This is a genomic window from Marinobacter sp. tcs-11 (assembly GCF_002049515.1).
Classification (GTDB): Bacteria; Pseudomonadota; Gammaproteobacteria; order Pseudomonadales; family Oleiphilaceae; genus Marinobacter; species Marinobacter nauticus.
In genome coordinates this window covers 1-18827 of the sequence record NZ_LLYU01000012.1, presented here as the reverse complement: position 1 = coordinate 18827, position 18827 = coordinate 1, and the positions used below count along the sequence as shown (strand labels likewise).

Here is an 18827-nt window from a genome sequence, read left to right as displayed (position 1 = left end):
TCATTCAATCAATGTGCCTTCCCGTTCCCCGGTCACAATGCGCGTCAGCACACCGGGGCGGTTCATGTCGAAGACCCGAAGCGGCATACCGTGATCCCGCGCCAGGCAGATGGCCGTGAGATCCATCACGCCCAGTTTCTTGTCCAGAACCTCATCATAGGTCAGGTGGTCGTATTTTACTGCGGTAGGATCAAGATGGGGATCGGCCGAGTAAACGCCATCTACCTTGGTTGCCTTCAGAACAGCGTCAGCTTCAATTTCAATGCCACGCAGACAGGCCGCGGAGTCCGTGGTGAAGAACGGGTTGCCGGTACCCGCGCTGAAGATGACCACGTCACCTTCCTTAAGATCCCGCACCGCACGGCGACGGTCATAATGCTCGACAATGCCGCTCATGGGGATAGCAGACATCACGCGGGTACGGATGTTCGAACGCTCCAGCGCATCACGCATGGCCAGGCCGTTCATGACCGTGGCCAGCATCCCCATGTGGTCTCCGGTCACGCGATCAAGGCCTGCCGCATTGAGGGCTGCTCCGCGAAACAGGTTGCCACCGCCAATGACCAGCCCCACTTGAACACCAATGCCAATAAGGGCACCAATTTCCAGGGCCATACGATCAAGAACTTTGGGATCAATACCGAAATCGTGCTCTCCCATCAGGGCTTCGCCACTGAGCTTGAGCAGAACACGCTTGTATCTGGGCTGGTTTTTCGAAGATGTCGGCATGGTGGTCCCCTTCTCGTCTGTTGGCTATCCGGCGCAAACCCGTTGCAGGCTTGTATCTGACATACTCCTCAAAAAAGGGGTATCTCAGATACAAGCCCGCCACGAAAGCCGGGCGAACCCGGCTGACGTGGCAGACTCAGGTGGCACTACCATGTTGCACGGCAGTGCCTCGAAGAGGAATCAGGCCTTGCCTGTGCCAGCGGCAGCAGCCACTTCAGCAGCAAAATCCACTTCTTCTTTCTCGATGCCTTCACCCACTTCCAGGCGAATGAAACCAACCAGGTCGCCACCGGCCGACTTGATCAGGTCACCCACTTTCTGGTCCGGATTCTTGACGAACGGCTGCTCAACCAGGCTGTTTTCAGCCAGGAACTTCTTGATGCGGCCACCCATCATCTTCTCAACGATCTCGGCAGGCTTGCCTTCCATATCCGGCTGGGCCTTGATGATCTCTTTCTCTTTTTCCAGCTCTTCAGCCGGCATGTCGTCAGGCTTGCCAACGCGCGGGTTAACAGCAGCAACGTGCATGGCAATGTCGCGAGCCAGCTCTTCGTCACCTGCAGTCAGGGCAACAACGGAAGCGATCTTGTTGTTGCTGTGCACGTAACCACCCACAACCGGGCCTTCAACCTTGATGATGCGACGAACGGTGATGTTTTCACCGATCTTCTGAACCAGAGCCTCACGCTTGGCTTCCAGGTCGCCTTCCATCAGCTTGGCAACGTCAGTTTCGCCCTTCTCGAAGGCAACATTCAGAACGTCGTTGGCAAAGTTCATGAAGTTGTCGTCGCGAGCAACGAAGTCAGTTTCGGAGTTCACTTCCAGAATGAAGGCCACGGTGTTGTCGTCAGACACCTTGACCAGAGACACGCCTTCAGCGGCAGTACGGCCGGCCTTCTTGGCGGCTTTCAGACCGGAAGACTTGCGCAGCTCTTCAATCGCAGTTTCAACATTGCCTTCAGCTTCAACCAGTGCTTTTTTGCACTCCATCATGCCAAGGCCAGTACGCTCACGCAGCTCTTTGACCATTGCAGCGGTAATTGCAGCCATGTTCAATCCTCTTGTCTTTTCCGAATTCGGTGGGGAGGTATACCCGCATAAACAGGCGGGCATACCTTACAACTCAAACGTTAAGCCTGGATGTTACTCGGCGGCCGGAGCAGCGCCTGCAGCATCTTCGCTGACTTCAACAAACTCGTCAGCGCCAGCGCCGGCAGACTGGGAAGCTTCCAGACAGGTATCGGCAACGGCTTTCACGTAGATCTGGATAGCACGGATGGCGTCATCGTTACCCGGGATCACGTAATCAACACCATCGGGATCGCTGTTGGTATCAACAACACCGATAACAGGAATACCCAGCTTATTGGCTTCCTTGATGGCGATACGCTCGTGGTCTACGTCGATAACGAACAGGGCATCCGGCAGGCCACCCATATCCTTGATACCACCGATGGAGCGCTCGAGCTTATCCATCTCACGGGTACGCTCAAGAGCTTCTTTCTTGGTCAGCTTGTCGAAAGTACCGTCCTGGCTCTGGGCTTCCAGATCACGGTAGCGACGGATAGACTGACGGATGGTCTTGTAGTTGGTCAGCATACCACCCAACCAGCGGTGGTTAACGTAAGGCTGACCGGAACGCTGAGCTTCTTCCTTGATGATCTTGGAAGCCGCGCGCTTGGTACCAACAAACAGGATCTTGTTCTTGTTCTCAGCCAGAGACTGAATGAAGTTCAGCGCTTCATTCATGGCCGGAACAGTCTGCTCCAGGTTGATGATATGAATCTTGTTACGGGCGCCGAAGATGAACTTCGACATTTTCGGGTTCCAGTAGCGAGTCTGGTGACCGAAGTGAGCACCTGCCTTGAGCAGGTCACGCATATTTACCTGAGCCATGATATTTACCTTTTAGCTTCGGGTTAGTCCTCCACGCGTCCGATTGCCCCAACCAGCCTCCTTTAAACAGGAGCCGGCACCCTGGGACAACGTGCTGACACGTGTGTGAATTTGCCGGATTCGTTTCCGGCGGGCGCGTTTATACCATATCTGCCAGGCCAAACGCCATTATTTTTAGCCCCGGACTATGGCCAGCATAGCCTGCTCCCCGCCTTGTACCTTATGTCGCCGCCCCTTAAAATGCCGGTTTGATACAAATCAACAGGAAGCCCGATGCAGGTAACTATCAAGACCCCCGAAGAGATTGAAAAGATGCGCGTGGCCGGTCGCCTGGCTGCCGAAGTTCTGGAAATGCTCGACGAACATGTCAAACCCGGCATCACCACGGAAGAGCTGGATCGTATTGCGCACGACTATATCGTCAACACACAGCAGGCAATTCCCGCGCCCCTGAACTACAAGGGCTTCCCCAAGTCTATCTGCACATCTGTCAACCACGTAATCTGTCACGGCATCCCGTCCGAGAAGAAGGTGCTGAAGGAAGGCGACATCATCAATATTGATGTCACTATCATCAAAGACAGTTACCACGGCGACACCAGCAAGATGTGGATTGTGGGTAAGCCCAAGCCCGGCACCGAACGCCTGATCCAGATCACCCAGGAGTGCCTATATAAAGGCATTGAACTGGTGAAACCCGGAACCCGTCTGGGTGATATTGGCCACGTAATACAGCAGTATGCCGAGAAACACCGTTACTCCGTTGTCAGAGACTATTGCGGCCACGGCATTGGCAAAGTGTTTCACGAGGAGCCCCAGGTAATGCACTACGGCAAGCCCGGCACCGGCATGGAACTCAAAGAAGGCATGACCTTTACCATCGAGCCGATGATCAACCAGGGCAAATACCAGACCAAGTTACTGGCAGATGGCTGGACAGTAGTCACCAAGGATCACAAACTGTCGGCACAGTGGGAGCACACCATTCTGGTAACCTCCGATGGCTATGAGGTGCTCACCCGCCGATCGGAAGAGTCGTTCTAAGTGGACCGAAGCGAGCTGGAATCCCGCATCAGTAACGACACCTCACCGGTGTTTGCCGCACGCGAACTGTTGCGGGAAAGCTACAACGCTGATGCCGAGGCATTTCGGCAAGGCGCCGATGTCCGGGCCCTGGTTCATGCCAGGGCCAACACCATCGACAAGGTACTCCGACTGATCTGGAACCGGTACCCATTTTCCCGCTCCGCTGACATTGCGCTGGTGGCCGTCGGGGGTTATGGCCGAGGCGAGCTGCACCCCCATTCCGATATTGACCTGCTGATTCTTACCCGCAACGGCATAGAAGAAGACTGGCAGGAAGACCTGGGCGCGTTTGTTACCCTGCTCTGGGATCTGAAACTCGATATTGGCCACAGCGTTCGCAGCCTGGCGGAATCCATTCAGGCCGCCCGGGAAGATATCACTATCCTGACCAACCTGCTGGAAACACGCACCATCGCAGGCCCGGATGGATTGCGAGCCCAACTCAGTGAGCAGGTGTATTCAGACGACGTCAGTTCGGACCGGGACTACTTCCTCGCCAAACGGGAAGAGCAGCAGCAGCGCCACAAGAAATACGGCGACACCGAATATAACCTGGAGCCCAACGTCAAAGGCTCACCGGGCGCCCTTCGAGATATCCAGACCATCGGCTGGATCACCAAACGCCATTTCGGCCTGCAGAATATTGCCGACCTCACCCGCTTCAGCATCCTGACCGAAGAAGAGCATCAGATTCTGTATCAGGGAGAGACCTTCCTCTGGCAGCTCCGCTTTGGTCTTCAATTACTGGCCGACCGCAACGAAAATCGCCTGCTGTTTGACCACCAGCGAGCGCTGGCGCAAATGCTCGGGTACCAGGACGAAGGCAAACGCCTGGGTGTGGAACTGATGATGCAGCAGTACTACCGCACTGTGCTTGCACTGGCGGAGCTGGCCGACGTGATCCTGCAGTATTATGACGAAGCCATCATTGGCAGCGGCGGCGAAGATGAAATTCGCCCCCTGAACAAACGTTTCCAGGTTCGCAACCTTTACATTGAAGCGGTGAACAATCAGGTGTTCGCCTACGCCCCGTACGCGATCATGGAAATCTTCGTGCTGATGGCGCAACACCCGGAGATCAAAGGTATCCGGGCCACCACGATTCGCTCACTCCGGGCCCACAGGCATCTGATTGATGACGCGTTCCGGTCTGACCTGGCCGTCACTACGCTGTTTATGGAGCTGCTACGCACGCCCCATGCCCTGGACCAGACTCTGTCGGCCATGAAGAAGTACAACGTGCTGGGCCGCTACCTGCCGGAGTTCGGCCAGATCATCGGGCAGATGCAACACGACCTTTTCCATATCTATACGGTAGACGCCCACACCATGCGGGTGATCCGTAATATGGTGAGGCTCAACAGCACCGAGGCCCGAACCGAATACCCCCTGGCCTCCCGTCTGATCCACCGGCTGCCGAAACTGGAAACCCTGTTTATTGCCGGCCTCTACCACGACGTGGCAAAAGGCCGGGGCGGCGACCATTCCGAGCTTGGCGCCATTGATGCCGAAGCCTTTTGCGAGCGGCACCATCTCAGTGAACGGGACACCCAGCTGGTGTCTTGGCTGGTGGAAAACCACCTGCTAATGTCGATGACCGCGCAGCGCAAGGATATTTCCGACCCGGACATCATTCAGGCCTTTGCCCGCGCGGTACCCAGCCTCGCCCACCTGGACTATCTCTACATCCTCACGGTTTGCGATATCAGTGCCACCAATCCCAAACTGTGGAACACCTGGCGCGCGTCGTTGTTGCGCCAGCTTTATATAGAAACCAAACGGGCTCTGCGCCGCGGCACTGACAATCCGGTAGACCGGCAGTCCTGGATCCGGGCCACCCAGGAGGAAGCCAGGGAAATCCTCCACGCCCAGAACATGACCGACGAACAGATCGACCAGATCTGGAATACCGTGGACGACGAATACTTCCTGCAGGATTCCACTGTCGATATCGCCTGGCAAACAGCCGCCATCATTCGCCACGGCGACAACCCGGATCCTCTGGTGCTGATCCGGGACACCCGGGGTGGCCCGACTGACGGCTATTCCCAGATCATCATCTACATGAAAGATCGCGTCGCCCTGTTTGCCGCCACCACCGCTGTTCTGGAGCAGTTGAACCTGAACATTGTGGATGCCCGCATCAATTCCACCGAAGGCCCCTATTCCATCAGCTCCTACGTGGTGCTTGATGACAAGGGCCAGCCGCTGGGCATCGACCCGGCCCGAAAGGAGCGTGTACGCAAGCGCCTGATTGAAGAACTGGACGACCCGGAAGACTATCCGGACATCATCCATCGCAGAACGCCAAGGCAGTTGAAACACTTTGCGTTTCCGACCGAGGTGACCTTCTCCAACGACACCATCAATCAGCGCACGGTGATGGAACTGATTACGCCGGACCGCCCCGGTCTGCTGGCGCGGATTGGCCAGGTGTTGCTGGAGCACCGGGTGCGGCTGACCAACGCCAAGATTGCCACGCTGGGAGAACGGGTTGAAGACGTGTTCTTCATCACCGACGAACAGGGCGAACCCCTGCGCGACCCGGGCGTGTGCCAGGCCCTGCAACAGGACCTCTGTAAAATGCTGGACGAGATTCAATGAACCCCAATCTGGAAAGACTTCACCCCTACCCCTTCGAGAAACTGGCCAAACTGAAGGCCGGCATTTCGGTACCAGAACATCTGGAGCCTATCTCCCTGGGAATTGGTGAACCCAAGCACCCGTCGCCAGCCTTCGTAAAGGACGTTATTGCCGATAACCTGGACAAACTGGCGAATTACCCCACCACCAAAGGCACCGACGAACTTCGTAGCGCGATTGCCGGATGGGCAACCCGCCGGTTTGATCTTGCACCGGCGTCATTGGATCCGAACCGCCACGTGGTGCCCGTAAACGGAACCCGCGAAGCCATCTTCGCCCTGGTTCAGGCGGTTGTGGATGCTGGCAAACCCGCCACCGTGGTCAGCCCCAATCCTTTCTATCAGATCTACGAAGGCGCAGCCTTCCTGGCCGGCGCCACACCGGTTTATCTGCCCTGCGATGGCAGCAATGGCTTCATCCCGGACTTCGACGCCGTGCCCGAGTCGGACTGGGAGAACTGCCAGATCCTGTTCCTGTGCTCACCCGGCAATCCGAGTGGAGCGGTGATTCCGAGGGAAACCCTGGTAAAAGTGATTGAACTGGCCGACCGGCACGATTTCCTGATTGCCTCGGACGAGTGCTATTCAGAGCTCTACCCGGACGAAGCCAACCCGCCGGAAGGCTTGCTGCAAACCTGCGCCGCCATCGGCCGCCACAATTTCGAGCGCTGTGTGGTGTTCCACAGCCTGTCCAAACGCAGCAACCTGCCGGGCCTGCGGTCCGGCTTTGTGGCCGGCGACGCAGAGGTGCTGGCTGGCTATCTGAAATACCGCACCTACCACGGCTGTGCCATGCCTATACATAATCAACTGGCCAGTATCGCCGCCTGGAGCGATGAAGACCATGTGCGCGAAAACCGCGCCGCCTACCGGGCCAAGTTCGAGGCAGTCGTGCCCATTCTGCGCGAAGTGATGAACGTCGACTTCCCGGATGCCGGCTTCTACCTCTGGCCGGAGACGCCCATGGACGACGAAACTTTCGCCCGGGAACTGTCTGCCCGACAGAACGTACACGTATTGCCGGGCCGATATCTGTCGCGCACGGTAAACGGCCACAACCCGGGTGAAAACCGCGTGCGCATGGCGCTGGTGGCTCCCCTGGAGGAATGCGTTGAGGCCGCGAAACGTATCGTTGAGTTCGTAAAAGGTTTTAAACAATGAAGTTATATGGCATCCGCAACTGCGACACCGTCAAAAAGGCCCGGAAGTGGCTGGATGAGCACGGCTTGGACTATGAGTTCCATGATTTCAAGAAAGACGGCCTGAGCAGCGAGAAGCTCAGCCAGTGGGAGCAGGCCGTTGGCTGGGAAACGCTCCTGAACAAACGCGGGACCACCTGGCGAAAACTTCCCGACGAGGTTCGTGATACCATTAGCGCCCAAAGTGCCCACCAGATCATGCTGGACAACCCCTCCATCATCAAGCGCCCTGTCGTCGAGCGCGGAGACGGCGTAAATGTGGGGTTCAACGCAGACGACTGGTCTGCGTGGCTGGGCTGAATTTTTCTGACTATTTAATGACAACAGGAGCAACCACCAGATGAGTTTTGCATTCGGTATCGGAATCGGCACCCAGAACAACCAGGGCGAATGGCTGGAGGTGTACTACCAGCAGCCGATCATGACACCCGACAGAGACCTGATCGACGTGGTTGAGTCTGCGCTGGACTATAAAGGTGGCAACCAGGCCATCAGCGTGAAAGCAGAACAACTGGCACAGTTTGCCAACGCCCTTCGCCAACTGGGCCGGACAGACCAGGCCAAACTGGCCGAGAAAGCGGCTGAGAGCAAGCGCCCCGTGGTAGTCACCGTACTGGCAACGGACGATACGGCTTCCAGCACGCCGGAGGTGTACCTGAAACTGCACCTGATCTCACACCGCCTGGCCAAGCCCCACAGCCTGAAGCTGGACGGCATTTTTGGTCTGCTGCCCAACCTGGCCTGGACCAACGAAGGCGCCATTGACCTGAATGAACTGCCGGAGCGGCAACTGCAGGCACGCCTGGAAGGCCGTATTCTGGAAGTGAAGTCGGTCGACAAATTCCCGCAGATGACCGATTACGTGGTGCCCAAGGGTGTACGTATTGCCGACACCGCCAGGGTACGTCTGGGGGCCTACGTAGGCGAAGGCACCACCGTCATGCATGAAGGCTTTATCAACTTCAACGCCGGTACCGAAGGCACCAGCATGATCGAAGGGCGCATCTCCGCAGGCGTGATGATCGGTAAAGGCTCCGATCTGGGCGGCGGCTGTTCCACCATGGGCACGCTTTCCGGCGGCGGCAACATCATTATTTCCGTGGGCGAGAACTGCCTGCTGGGCGCCAATGCCGGCATCGGCATCCCGCTGGGCGATCGCTGCACCGTTGAAGCTGGCCTGTACATCACCTCAGGCACCAAGGTGGCCCTGCTGGATGACCACAACAAACTGGTGGAAGTGGTGAAAGCCCGCGATCTGGCCAGCAAAAACGATCTGCTGTTCCGTCGCAATAGCCAGACCGGTGCGGTTGAGTGCAAAACCAACAAGACCGCCATTGAACTGAACGAAGAACTGCACGCCAACAACTAAGGCTGTAGCCCGCCACAGAACCCACCGACACCGGGGGTTCTGTGGTGTTATTCCCTCTACTCTTTCCTTATCGAACAGGTTTCCCTATGTCGCTCTCCCCCACCCTGGAACTTGCCAAGGACCTTATCCGCCGCCAATCCGTAACGCCGGACGACGCGGGCTGCCAGGAACTCATGATGTCACGCCTGGCGCCGCTGGGTTTCAGTGGGGAAAACCTGCGCTTTGGCGAAACCGACAACCTGTGGGCAAGAAAGGGCAACAATGGGCCGGTTCTGGCATTTGCCGGCCACACCGACGTGGTACCCACCGGCCCCGAGAAAAACTGGGCGCACCCGCCGTTTGACCCGATCATCAAGGACGGCTACCTGCACGGTCGGGGCGCAGCGGACATGAAGGGAAGCCTGGCGGCCTTCATCACCGCCTGTGAACGATTTGTGGCCAACCACCCGAATCATCGGGGCTCGATTGCCCTGCTGATCACCAGCGATGAGGAAGGCCCGGCCCAGGATGGCACCGTAAAAGTGGTGGAAACCCTCGAAGCCCGCAATGAGAAAATGGACTGGTGCCTGATTGGCGAACCGTCCAGCACCCACCAGGTAGGGGATGTCATCAAGAATGGCCGGCGCGGCTCCCTTCACGGATACCTCACCGTTCGCGGCGTTCAGGGCCACGTGGCCTACCCGCATCTGGCCGAGAATGCCGTCCACAACGTTGCACCGGCACTGGACGCGTTGGCCAAGGAATTCTGGGACAACGGCAACGACTTCTTCCCGCCTACCACCTTCCAGATAACTCGTGTCGAGGCCGGCGTCGGCAGCAATATTGTGCCCGGGGAGTGCCTGGTGCACTTCAACTTCCGTTACTGCACCGAGAACACCGCGGAAAGCCTGGAAGAGAGAGTGGTCGCTATCCTGGATCGGCACAACCTGAAATACGATCTGCAATGGCACCTCAGTGGCCGGCCATTCCTGACCGACAAAGGCGCGCTGGTATCGGCCGCACAGAATGCCATTCGAACCGTGACTGGCCGTGAGACAGAACTGTCTACGTCCGGCGGCACCTCAGACGGTCGCTTCATTGCGCCCACCGGTGCCCAGGTGGTCGAACTTGGCCCGATCAACGCCACCATTCACAAGGTGGACGAGTGTGTGAAGGCTGAGGACCTGGACACACTATCCGAGATCTACGAACAGATTCTGGTCGAGCTGCTGGCCTAAGGAATCGAACCAGAGGCTCACAATGAGCCTCTGATCAATAATGCGGCGGGGGTGTTTCCTCTTCTTCCCGCCGGATATTGGACGGCGAGATATCCTTGAGTTGCTTGTGCAGCATTTTCTTGGCGTCCCACAGTTCCCGAATGTCCATCTCCTGCTTGGCGACCTGATCACTCAACGTGTTGATCAGCTCATCCTGGAACGCAAGTCGCATTTCCAGTTCTGCCAGTCGTTCTTCCAGGGAGTTTTTGCTCATGAGGTTTGGTCAGCCCTTTCTGTAATCTGGTATCATGCCGCCTTTTACCGCCTGCGGCCGGGATAATCAGTTTTCCCGGGATTGGCGGCGTTCACCGGCCAGACATGCCATGTTACCCGATGTCCGGCTTTTTATCGTCAGTGTTAAACCATGGAGAATAACCAACCAATGCGTAATCCAGCCAAAGCGATCCTTGTTGCCATTCTGATCGCGATTCCGGCACCGTTTGTACTCGGCCTTCTGCTTACCACCACTCCGGAACCCCTGAAAATCCTGGCGTTGGGCCAGGGCCTGGAAGCTCTGGGCAGCCAGGGTGGCATAGCGGCCTATCTGTTCGCGTTTGTTGTCTTTGCCGTTGCCGCCTTTGTTGCGATTGCACTCGCCGGCAAGCAGCCTGCCGCCAGGAACTCAGCCGCGCGCAAGGCAGCACCTCGCAGTGCCCAGCCCAGCAATCAGTATGACGACGACGAAGACGATTTTGACGACAGCACTCCGGAAGGTAACGAGGAAGGCACCGTCAAGTGGTTCAACGTCAAGAAAGGCTTCGGCTTTATCGTTCGTGACAGTGGCGACGAGATCTTTGTGCACTTCCGCGCCATCCGTGGCCGTGGTCGCCGCGTGCTTCGCCAGGGCCAACTGGTGCGCTTCAACGTGGTTGAGGCAGACAAAGGCCTGCAGGCAGACAACGTGTCTATCCTGAGCGACTGAGACAGCTCCCGCACGCGCCAATAAAAAAGCAGCCTCTCGGGGCTGCTTTTTTGTTTCAAGCCGAAAACCTTGTGGCTGTCAGTTCCAGACCACCAACTGCTCGCCGCGATGATCCAGCCGCCACCACTTATCGTCCTCCACCGGGTCCCCTTCTTTCCAGTCTCCCGGGCTGCAGCGGATTTCAGTATCCATTGCCCGCCAGGCACTGCGGGCGCAATCCAGGTCGCTGTTCCAGGGCAGCTCATCGCCTTCCATCACCAGTGAAGTGAAACGCTTGCCGAAAGCGCCCGGATACAGCGTGATGCGCACCCGCGCGCCGCTATATCTGGCCATGCCCTTCACCACCGAACTGACGTCGGTATCGTCCAGCTGTAATTCGTCCAGTTGGCCTTCCAGCCAGTTGGAGACCGCGGCCGGTTCAAGGTCACGAATGTAGATTTCCAGATCCTGCACCCAAGAATTCTCCCTGCAGTTGTTCGCAATGTCGCACATAGTGAACCGGCCCGGGCCTCGCTGCAACCCATCGCTCCAGTTCCTCGCGCAGATCGTCCACCAGCAATCGTCGCAGCGTGCCGGCCCGCTTGCGCTCGTGCCAGAGAACATCGGCCGCCGCCTGTTCAATCATCAGGACCTCCGCCTTCTGCTCCGGGAGATGGCAATCTTCTCCCCGCGCCAGTGCAACCAGAGACTGCCGGTGCCACACCTCTTTTTCGCCCTCCAGTGCCGCCGCCGACACCGAGCCACGACTGGCAAACAAATCCAGCCGGGCGGCAGCTCGCCGTACCCACTGCAGCATGCCACCAGGAGTGCTGACACAGCTGCTTTGTCGGGAAGCCGCATATTCGAGAGCTGCCTGGGAAACCTGGATATTCCAACGCTTTTCGATTGCCGGTTGATGTGCGGTGAGTACCGCCCTCCGCTGACGGACGCTCACCGGAGGCAACTCCAGAACCTCGGGTTCACGACCCAGCAACTGACCCAGCCGAACGACACCGCTGGAATCCGTCATCGAATCACGACCAATCAGCAGGATTGGCCCAGACCAGCCGGAAACCAGATCCCGGATCAGCCCCAGCGGCTCGGCTATCAACGTCAGCAAATCGGCGGGGCTGACATTGTCCAATACCAGCGCAGGCCAATGCTCAGAGGACGAATCACCTGGCGGTAAAACCGGTTGATCACAGGCCAGCACTTCCGACTCCCGGCGAGGATCAACCTGAACCCAGGCCAGGCCGGGAGTGCTCAGGAGCGAGTGCAGCCAGGCCGACTTGCCGCCCCCCCTCGGCCCCCGAACCCAAATCAGTGCTTCGGGATTGGCCGCCAGGGCAACCGCAACATCTTCCGCCAGCGCGAGCCATTCTGGTTCAGCAATCGATACCGGCGCAACGAAACGGGCATCGGAGGTGGGCACAGGCACGTCATGTGCCGAGGGCCAGTAGGTCACAAGCTCGAGAACAGCTACGTAGGCTTTATCCTGAAGCCGTTCACACTGGGACGTCAGGGCTTTCAGAAGCACCGGCCAATCGAGCCAGGGGACCTCTGCCGACTCGCGGGCGGAGGCAATCCAATAGATCAACTGGGAGGACAGATCACCGTCTCCGACCACCTCGGTCACGATGGGCTGTTCACCCTGAATGGTGCGAACGAGTTCGTCCAGATCGATACTCTGGCGTTGCAAAAACGGGGGAATCGCGGGGATGGCATCGAGCAATGCCAGCAGAAAATCTTCGGCAGTAATCACAGAACCGCCCCGGCGCCCAACATTTTCTCGGGCCATCAACAGCGCGGTCTGACACTCCGGAGACAGACATCCTTGCCAATCTTCCATCAGGGCATCTCCTTGGCTTACGGGCATCGTCCTGATGCCACCTGAACAGCCCGGAATTCTAGAACCGTGTCACGAATGTGACAACGACCAACGCCCGTTTCTGTGAACCGAACAGCCCCTACAACGGTCTTAGGCGCCCCCACCCGGCCACTGAGGCGGCATAACGAACACCCGGTTGCGCTCTACCCAGCGATCGGATTCCGGCCGCCTGTTCAAAACGGCAAACAACTGGGGTATCCCGGCGCACTCCACCCGATCAAACGCCGCCCTCGCCGATGCTGTATCCGGCGCAGCCGATTGAGCCCAGGGGCCGATCCAGTCCGGCTTGAACAGGGGTACCCAGCCAGAGATATTCTCCTGCCGGGCCTGATCAAGCCTCATCCAGTGACCTTTCAGATGCTCCCTCGGCACCTGTGCCGGGGCCTCAGGCAGCGTTTGAGCAACCGGATAGAACAGATAGCCTGGCATGAAAATTCGTGGCGTAACTGTTTCGCAGACGCCAACACTGGCCAGCAAGCCCTGGGCTTCTGGTCGCTGGCACAAGCGGCTTTGGTGATTCAGCAGGCGCTCAGTCTTCAGATCCAGCCGATCCCGGGCATTGGGTCCGTACCACTGGATCTGATTCGCCTCTGTTACGAAGCCTAGATAGAACTTGATGGCAATTTCGTGATGCTCCAGTTGGCCGGAGTACCGATTGCGAACCAGAAAATCCAGCTCACCCAGCGTCCGCCCTTCGGCCTGAACCTGCTGATTCTGCAGTACAATGTCCCAACCCAACAGATCCCGCAGTAATACCTCGTACAAGCGCTCGAAATAGTGGCCAAGCCGACGCTCCGGAGTTTCCGCCAACCGAACAGGCAAGGCTTCAGGATTCCGCTCCCACCGTTTCAACGTCTCCAGGAATTCGGGGGGCAGATGGGCGGCAGGATCGAAACTGAGCTCATGTTTTAACAACTGAGGCGACAGACACAGCCAAGCCAGGTGCCGGACCGCCGGCACCTCGAGCGCCAGCAACGTCTCGGTAATCTCGTTTTTAGTCATAGCCGAAGAATACCGTAAACTGTGGGGTACACAATTCAGAACCTAGCCAGCCAAGGAGAACCTTATGCAATACCTGCACACCATGATCCGGGTGAGCAACCTGGACGACACGCTGCACTTCTTCTGCGATTTGCTGGGTATGGTAGAAATCAGCCGTAAGAGCAACGGAAAAGGCCGCTTCACCCTGGTGTTCCTCGCCGCCCCGGAAGACGAAGCGCGGGCCCGGGAAGACAAGGCGCCCATGATCGAACTGACCTACAACTGGGACCCAGAGGAATACACCGGCGGCCGCAACTTCGGCCATCTGGCCTACCGGGTGGACGATATCTACGCCCTGTGCGAGAAACTTCAGGCCAGTGGCGTCACCATCAATCGCCCACCCCGGGATGGCCATATGGCGTTCATCAAGACGCCGGACGGGATTTCCATTGAGTTGCTGCAGAAAGGCGATGCGCTCCCAGCACGGGAGCCTTGGGCGAGTATGGAGAATGTGGGGAGCTGGTAAAGTGACTTCGATTCTGTAATGGCGCCGGTTTTCGGTCCAGCCATTACAGAATCGAGCGTGTTATCAAATCGGCCATGCATCGGCCGGACGTAGTTCTCGGTATTCCGCCATCGAGATCTTACCGAGTTGCGGCGTGAGCCGGCACTTGCGCTTATTCCAGGGATATTCCTCCTGCCGCTTCAGCCAGTCCTTGCCCTCCCCTTCCTTCCAGGCTTCCAAATCCAGATCGCGCCAGAAGCGAGGGTTGCGACCGCTGCGCAGGTCGTGTTCAGCGGTGACCGGATCCAGGTGTCGGAATGGTTCCAGCCGTGGTACATCTGGCAGGGGCTGCGTCACATCCATGTAGGTCTGAAGTACATCCCAAAGTGCCAGGACCTCTGATTTGCTGGATTCGATGGTACTGAAAGCCGTTTTATGGAATGACTTTTGTGTATAGCGATGCACAAAAATGAGCCGATAGAACACACCGCTTTGCTGGATCACTCGATCCACATAAGCATCGAATTCCACGAACGGGGCTTCGAAAAACCGGCCTTGCCCGAGAGCCAGGCGAACCAGCCCGGTGGCTCGGTTAAACTCACTACAACCGTCCTCGAGGATGTCGTCCAGTTTCTTGTTGATCGCTTTTTCAAAGGGCTTGAGCACAAATCCCATCCCGGTGCTCATGAGCCAGTTAGTGGTAACCGGAGTTACCCAAATCGCAAACGCAATCCACATTAGCGAAAGAAGCCCACCAATAAAGACCAGAATCTCGGATGCAATATCTAAGTTGTTATTTGCCTCAATAATTCCCCAACCGACTAACGCTATACCGCTGAACCATAGGAAAAAAACCCATATGACCGGCAATGCAAGGACTAAAACCTTGAGTCCCAATTTGTCATTCAAAAATCGAATCCTTTGGTAGTCCCAGCACCAATCTTTGGACCCGAACTCGGGATCTGACTGTTCGTGCTCCTGGAGCACTTCAACATCTTCCATTGTCCCGAAATAGGGAATAATGCCGGCATAGGTACCGATAGGCTGGAGTTCCTCGCCGATGCGCGATCGCTCGTTGGGAGCTTTCGGCAGTGGAACAATCTCCATCGCCCGAAAGGCGGTGTTCGATAAAACAGTGCCTTGCAGCAGTTCAGTCACGCAGATCCCTCAAGCAACACAAAAAACGAAGTTGCTGAGCGACATGTGGCTGCGCCGATACTATCAAGCATTTCAAATCGGCCAGGCATCGGCCGGGCGCAGCTTTCGGTACTCCGCCATCGAGATCTTGCCCAACTGCGGTGTGAGCCTGCATTTGCGTTTATCCCATGGGTATTCCATCTGCCGCTTCAGCCATTCCTTGCCCTCCCCTTGCTTCCAAGCTTCCAAATCCAGATCGCGCCAGAAGCGTGGGTTGCGGCCGATACGCCCGTCATGCTCAGCGGTAACGGGATCCAGATGGCGGAACGGCTCGAGCCTTGGCACGTCCGGCAAGGGCTGAGAGGTATCCATGTAGCGTTGAAGCATGTCCCACAGCGCCATTACCTCTTCTTTCGTGGGTTCGACCCGGCTCAGGGACGTCTGGCTGAATTGTTTGGCGGTGTAACGATGCACGAACATCAAGCGATAGAAGATCCCGCCGGCTTCTATCACCCGCTCAACATAGGCATCGAATTCCTCAAAGGGCGCTGTCAGTTTCTTGCCGCCCGGCATAGCAAAACTTACCTGGCCGGTTTCTCGGCTGAAGTAGCTTTCGCCCGCTTTAAGGCTGCGATCCGTTATCCTAGAAAGGCCTTTTTCGAACGGTTTTAACAGAAAGGCAGCGGCGCTCATAACCCAAGGTAAGGTTTTTATGATTAGAAACATAGATAGAGCTATCCAACCCAAAACCACTCCGAGGCCTAAAAGTGATTTTAGTTCGTCAGGGAGCTCAACCTTGGAAGCATAATGTAAGAGCATCATCCCTCCACCAACCAAGACAAGCCCGCCCCAAAGATAAGGGATTAGCAGCTGTGCGGCTGAAAGACCAATGAATGCCTTGCCGTTCAGAAAACGAATTCGACCCTGACTCCACCACCAATCACCGGACTGAAATGCCTCTGGGCCACATTTGTCCTGGTGGTGAACAGCTTGCACATCCTCACAAACGCGGTAATAAGGTTGAATACCTGCGTAGTCACCTACTGGCTGCAAATCTTGGCCGAGACGTCGCCTGTTGTTTCTAGGCTCAGGGAGCAACGGAGACTCCTCCATCCCCTCAACTGCTCTCGACATCGTCACCAACCGTGTTTTTTCTGGCTGCGGGCGCAATGAATGTCATAGCTTTGGTGCGAGTGCTCATGTAATTGAATCTGAACCGGTCTGGCAAAGGAGCTGATGTGCGACTGAACTCAAAGATAAAATCGCCGTTTCTCTCGTGGGGAGGCATTGCGTCGAGACCCTGCATTAGTTCAGCTGCCATCGCTTTTGCGCCGCGGGGCGGGTTCTTCATGGCACCCAGAACGGTCTCGAAAGCGGAATGGGTCATGCGCAGACCAAACTGAGCTACCGGCTCTCCCGATTCGTCGACCGGATAGCCCATGATCATGGGGCGAGCCCCTGGTGGTGTTCCGCCGGTCTCGGATACCCGAATGCGAACTACCTCAGCACCCCACTCTTCGATAATCAGTTTGAGCCCGGCGTTCTCCAGTTCAATCGCCTTATCTTTCTTGTCAAGAAGGACCGAGTACTCTTGGTCTGGTACGGTTACTTGAGCGTCGAATTCAATCACATCAATCGACCTCAACTGTTCATCCGTCAGTCCCATACGAAGGAAGGGCATTCTCGCGCTGGCAGCGTTGCCACCGATCGAAGGTTTGAGGACTCTGAAATCCGGATTCGGTATTGTGTTTTCCACTACCGGCTCGCCATCAGCATCCAGCAACCGAACACGGTTAACCGGATGAATCGTTGCGGTTTGAAGATTGGAGGAATTCAGCTTTGACTCAACCCCAACGGCTCGTCCATAGCGGTAATCAACCGGTTCCGTACCAAACCAAAGCAGGGTTTGCTGGATCTCATTGAGGGAGGTCTCCACCGGTTCCGGGCTGAAGGGGGGTGTGAAGTAGTCATTAAAGACGGTGTTCGAGGTATCGATGGGGCGAGCCTGCATCGATATTTTCGCCATAGACATCAGTCTGTCGGTGTCTGGCCCTGGATCAACCTCTGACTGCCTGACCTTCAAGTGACTGGTAATCTGAAAGGTTACCCCTTGATGCTCTTCTTCAGTACTGATCTGAACACTAGCCTGCCTCGGCCAGCCTGTTGCACGTTCAAGTTCGAGGTAGCCAGCAGCACTAAAGCTATTTGGGGTTGAATCTTCATCGGCCGGCAGGTCTTGCTCTCCGACGGGTGCAAATTCCAGGGTCACCGTCTGACTATCCAACCGAGTAACTTCGAACTGCATTCCCTGAAGGGTTGCGCCACTCCATTCTTGATTCTCAGTCTGCCACGATAATCCAATCGCCAGATCTTCATTCGGAAACTGGCCAGGATACCAAGGAAAAATACTCAGGCTGCGAAGAAGTAGAGTCTGCAGGACTTCTGGCCGATCACTAATGCTCTTCAGGGCATCCGGATTCTGGTAAGTACTTTCTTTGATCACGCCATGAACACTTACCTGCTCAACAACTCCAGACCGCAAAAAATCGGCCAGAAGTTTTTCACCACTGCTTTGTGGCTCGCCCGACTCGGTGTCTACAAGTGTCCGCCCACGTCCTCGTTCTGCAACTTTCAGGGCGCCGGACTGGAGCTCAACCAACCCAGCATCCGCACCAAGCACTTCGCTGCGCAGAACGCTGGTCATCCTGTTAACCGACCCACCTCTGCCAGACACCCCAATTTCTGTGGTCTGATCAACCGCAAAATATCGAACATCTCCCACCGGGGGATTAAACAGCAGGGCTTCCTTGTTAATCGCCGGAGGCGTTTCAGAGAACCAGAAATAGCCGGCAACAGCCAGAATGAGAGCGCAGATCAGCGCACCAATGAATTTCATCGTTTTATTCCTTTCCTTGGATTTTTGAATCCCTCAGGATTCATTTTAAATCAATGTTCAAGTCGATTGGGCAGTCGCACTGATGCCTTATAGACCCGGCCGTTTCAGGTGTTGACTAGTGGAGGGCTCGCCCTGACGAGATAGTGTCCTTAACCGCGTTAGCAGCGATTTGTTCAGATGATTCTCTGCGCTCTCAAGAAGCGTCTGGCGTTCTGATTGCTTTAGGATTTTGTAGAGTTTTTTCTGATCTACTGCAGATTGCAGCTTTCTAAGCTGCCCCCTGTGAAGCCGGCAACCACTCCACACCGGTGAGAACACCCGCCAGCCGAATCTTGGCCTGCT

18 protein-coding genes are annotated in these 18827 nt (G+C 56.6%); 8 read left to right on the top strand and 10 right to left on the bottom strand.

The window, feature by feature from the left end:
- The 3 genes from pyrH to rpsB form a co-directional block, all read right to left on the bottom strand.
- A complete protein-coding gene (pyrH, locus tag ARC85_RS13430; protein ID WP_011786005.1) occupies nucleotides 1-729 on the bottom strand; it encodes a UMP kinase in 729 nt (242 codons plus the stop codon).
- 180 nt (nucleotides 730-909) lie between these two features.
- Nucleotides 910-1779 (bottom strand): translation elongation factor Ts, encoded by an 870-nt coding sequence (gene tsf / locus ARC85_RS13425; RefSeq protein WP_153741592.1) that lies wholly within the window; start codon nucleotides 1777-1779, stop codon nucleotides 910-912.
- 93 nt (nucleotides 1780-1872) lie between these two features.
- Nucleotides 1873-2625, bottom strand: coding sequence for a 30S ribosomal protein S2 (rpsB, locus tag ARC85_RS13420; RefSeq protein ID WP_011786007.1), 753 nt, complete (start codon nucleotides 2623-2625; stop codon nucleotides 1873-1875).
- A 273-nt stretch (nucleotides 2626-2898) separates the two neighbouring features.
- On the opposite strand from rpsB, the gene map reads away from it, so the two are divergent.
- The 6 genes from map (at nucleotide 2899) to dapE (ending at nucleotide 10138) form a co-directional block, all read left to right on the top strand.
- Complete coding sequence (gene map / locus ARC85_RS13415; RefSeq protein ID WP_153741593.1) at nucleotides 2899-3669, top strand: type I methionyl aminopeptidase; 771 nt, start codon at nucleotides 2899-2901, stop codon at nucleotides 3667-3669.
- On the top strand, nucleotides 3670-6315 hold the full coding sequence (locus ARC85_RS13410) for a [protein-PII] uridylyltransferase (protein WP_153741594.1): 2646 nt from the start codon (nucleotides 3670-3672) through the stop codon (nucleotides 6313-6315).
- A complete protein-coding gene (gene dapC / locus ARC85_RS13405) occupies nucleotides 6312-7514 on the top strand; it encodes a succinyldiaminopimelate transaminase (protein ID WP_286715097.1) in 1203 nt (400 codons plus the stop codon). Before ARC85_RS13410 ends, dapC begins: the two co-directional genes overlap by 4 nt.
- Entirely contained in the window at nucleotides 7511-7852 is a 342-nt protein-coding gene (locus ARC85_RS13400) for an ArsC family reductase (protein WP_014422002.1), read from the top strand. Before dapC ends, ARC85_RS13400 begins: the two co-directional genes overlap by 4 nt.
- Nucleotides 7853-7892: 40 nt before the next feature.
- Entirely contained in the window at nucleotides 7893-8921 is a 1029-nt protein-coding gene (dapD, locus tag ARC85_RS13395) for a 2,3,4,5-tetrahydropyridine-2,6-dicarboxylate N-succinyltransferase (protein ID WP_011786012.1), read from the top strand.
- Nucleotides 8922-9007: 86 nt separating this feature from the next.
- Nucleotides 9008-10138, top strand: coding sequence for a succinyl-diaminopimelate desuccinylase (gene dapE, locus ARC85_RS13390; RefSeq protein ID WP_011786013.1), 1131 nt, complete (start codon nucleotides 9008-9010; stop codon nucleotides 10136-10138).
- Between the two features lie 34 nt (nucleotides 10139-10172).
- On the opposite strand, the gene ARC85_RS13385 is transcribed toward dapE, so the two are convergent.
- Nucleotides 10173-10391, bottom strand: a complete 219-nt coding sequence (locus ARC85_RS13385) for a SlyX family protein (protein WP_011786014.1) — start codon at nucleotides 10389-10391, stop codon at nucleotides 10173-10175.
- Between the two features lie 168 nt (nucleotides 10392-10559).
- On the opposite strand from ARC85_RS13385, the gene ARC85_RS13380 reads away from it, so the two are divergent.
- Nucleotides 10560-11099, top strand: coding sequence for a cold-shock protein (locus ARC85_RS13380; RefSeq protein ID WP_011786015.1), 540 nt, complete (start codon nucleotides 10560-10562; stop codon nucleotides 11097-11099).
- 78 nt (nucleotides 11100-11177) lie between these two features.
- Here ARC85_RS13380 and ARC85_RS13375 read toward each other — a convergent pair whose 3' ends face one another.
- From ARC85_RS13375 to ARC85_RS13365, 3 genes are all read right to left on the bottom strand, one after another.
- A complete protein-coding gene (locus ARC85_RS13375) occupies nucleotides 11178-11552 on the bottom strand; it encodes a hypothetical protein (protein ID WP_011786016.1) in 375 nt (124 codons plus the stop codon).
- A complete protein-coding gene (locus ARC85_RS13370) occupies nucleotides 11524-12927 on the bottom strand; it encodes a hypothetical protein (protein WP_286715095.1) in 1404 nt (467 codons plus the stop codon). The genes ARC85_RS13375 and ARC85_RS13370 overlap by 29 nt, the downstream gene beginning before the upstream one ends.
- A gap of 129 nt (nucleotides 12928-13056) precedes the next feature.
- Entirely contained in the window at nucleotides 13057-13968 is a 912-nt protein-coding gene (locus tag ARC85_RS13365) for a DUF1853 family protein (RefSeq protein WP_286715092.1), read from the bottom strand.
- Between the two features lie 64 nt (nucleotides 13969-14032).
- Between ARC85_RS13365 and ARC85_RS13360 the strand changes: the two genes are divergently transcribed.
- A complete protein-coding gene (locus tag ARC85_RS13360) occupies nucleotides 14033-14473 on the top strand; it encodes a VOC family protein (RefSeq protein WP_286715089.1) in 441 nt (146 codons plus the stop codon).
- A gap of 63 nt (nucleotides 14474-14536) precedes the next feature.
- Here ARC85_RS13360 and ARC85_RS13355 read toward each other — a convergent pair whose 3' ends face one another.
- The 3 genes from ARC85_RS13355 to ARC85_RS13345 all read right to left on the bottom strand — a co-directional run bounded on the left by ARC85_RS13355 (nucleotide 14537) and on the right by ARC85_RS13345 (nucleotide 18293).
- Complete coding sequence (locus tag ARC85_RS13355) at nucleotides 14537-15610, bottom strand: hypothetical protein (protein WP_286715086.1); 1074 nt, start codon at nucleotides 15608-15610, stop codon at nucleotides 14537-14539.
- Between the two features lie 72 nt (nucleotides 15611-15682).
- Complete coding sequence (locus ARC85_RS13350; RefSeq protein ID WP_286715084.1) at nucleotides 15683-16723, bottom strand: hypothetical protein; 1041 nt, start codon at nucleotides 16721-16723, stop codon at nucleotides 15683-15685.
- Nucleotides 16707-18293 carry a hypothetical protein gene (locus tag ARC85_RS13345; RefSeq protein WP_286715082.1) on the bottom strand — a complete coding sequence of 529 codons (1587 nt, stop codon included), beginning with the start codon at nucleotides 18291-18293 and terminating at the stop codon, nucleotides 16707-16709. The genes ARC85_RS13350 and ARC85_RS13345 overlap by 17 nt, the downstream gene beginning before the upstream one ends.
- Between the last annotated feature and the right edge of the window lie 534 nt (nucleotides 18294-18827).

Excerpts from the sequence above, each read along its gene's own strand:
- dapC (WP_286715097.1), top strand. The coding sequence starts at position 6,312 with ATGAACCCCAATCTGGAAAGACTTCACCCCTACCCCTTCGAGAAACTG.
- ARC85_RS13360 (WP_286715089.1), top strand. The coding sequence starts at position 14,033 with ATGCAATACCTGCACACCATGATCCGGGTGAGCAACCTGGACGACACG.
- ARC85_RS13365 (WP_286715092.1), bottom strand. The coding sequence starts at position 13,968 with ATGACTAAAAACGAGATTACCGAGACGTTGCTGGCGCTCGAGGTGCCG.
- dapD (WP_011786012.1), top strand. The coding sequence starts at position 7,893 with ATGAGTTTTGCATTCGGTATCGGAATCGGCACCCAGAACAACCAGGGC.
- pyrH (WP_011786005.1), bottom strand. The coding sequence starts at position 729 with ATGCCGACATCTTCGAAAAACCAGCCCAGATACAAGCGTGTTCTGCTC.
- dapE (WP_011786013.1), top strand. The coding sequence starts at position 9,008 with ATGTCGCTCTCCCCCACCCTGGAACTTGCCAAGGACCTTATCCGCCGC.
- ARC85_RS13350 (WP_286715084.1), bottom strand. The coding sequence starts at position 16,723 with ATGTCGAGAGCAGTTGAGGGGATGGAGGAGTCTCCGTTGCTCCCTGAG.
- map (WP_153741593.1), top strand. The coding sequence starts at position 2,899 with ATGCAGGTAACTATCAAGACCCCCGAAGAGATTGAAAAGATGCGCGTG.
- ARC85_RS13380 (WP_011786015.1), top strand. The coding sequence starts at position 10,560 with ATGCGTAATCCAGCCAAAGCGATCCTTGTTGCCATTCTGATCGCGATT.
- ARC85_RS13370 (WP_286715095.1), bottom strand. The coding sequence starts at position 12,927 with ATGGAAGATTGGCAAGGATGTCTGTCTCCGGAGTGTCAGACCGCGCTG.
- rpsB (WP_011786007.1), bottom strand. The coding sequence starts at position 2,625 with ATGGCTCAGGTAAATATGCGTGACCTGCTCAAGGCAGGTGCTCACTTC.
- ARC85_RS13400 (WP_014422002.1), top strand. The coding sequence starts at position 7,511 with ATGAAGTTATATGGCATCCGCAACTGCGACACCGTCAAAAAGGCCCGG.
- ARC85_RS13385 (WP_011786014.1), bottom strand. The coding sequence starts at position 10,391 with ATGAGCAAAAACTCCCTGGAAGAACGACTGGCAGAACTGGAAATGCGA.
- ARC85_RS13345 (WP_286715082.1), bottom strand. The coding sequence starts at position 18,293 with ATGACCAGCGTTCTGCGCAGCGAAGTGCTTGGTGCGGATGCTGGGTTG.
- tsf (WP_153741592.1), bottom strand. The coding sequence starts at position 1,779 with ATGGCTGCAATTACCGCTGCAATGGTCAAAGAGCTGCGTGAGCGTACT.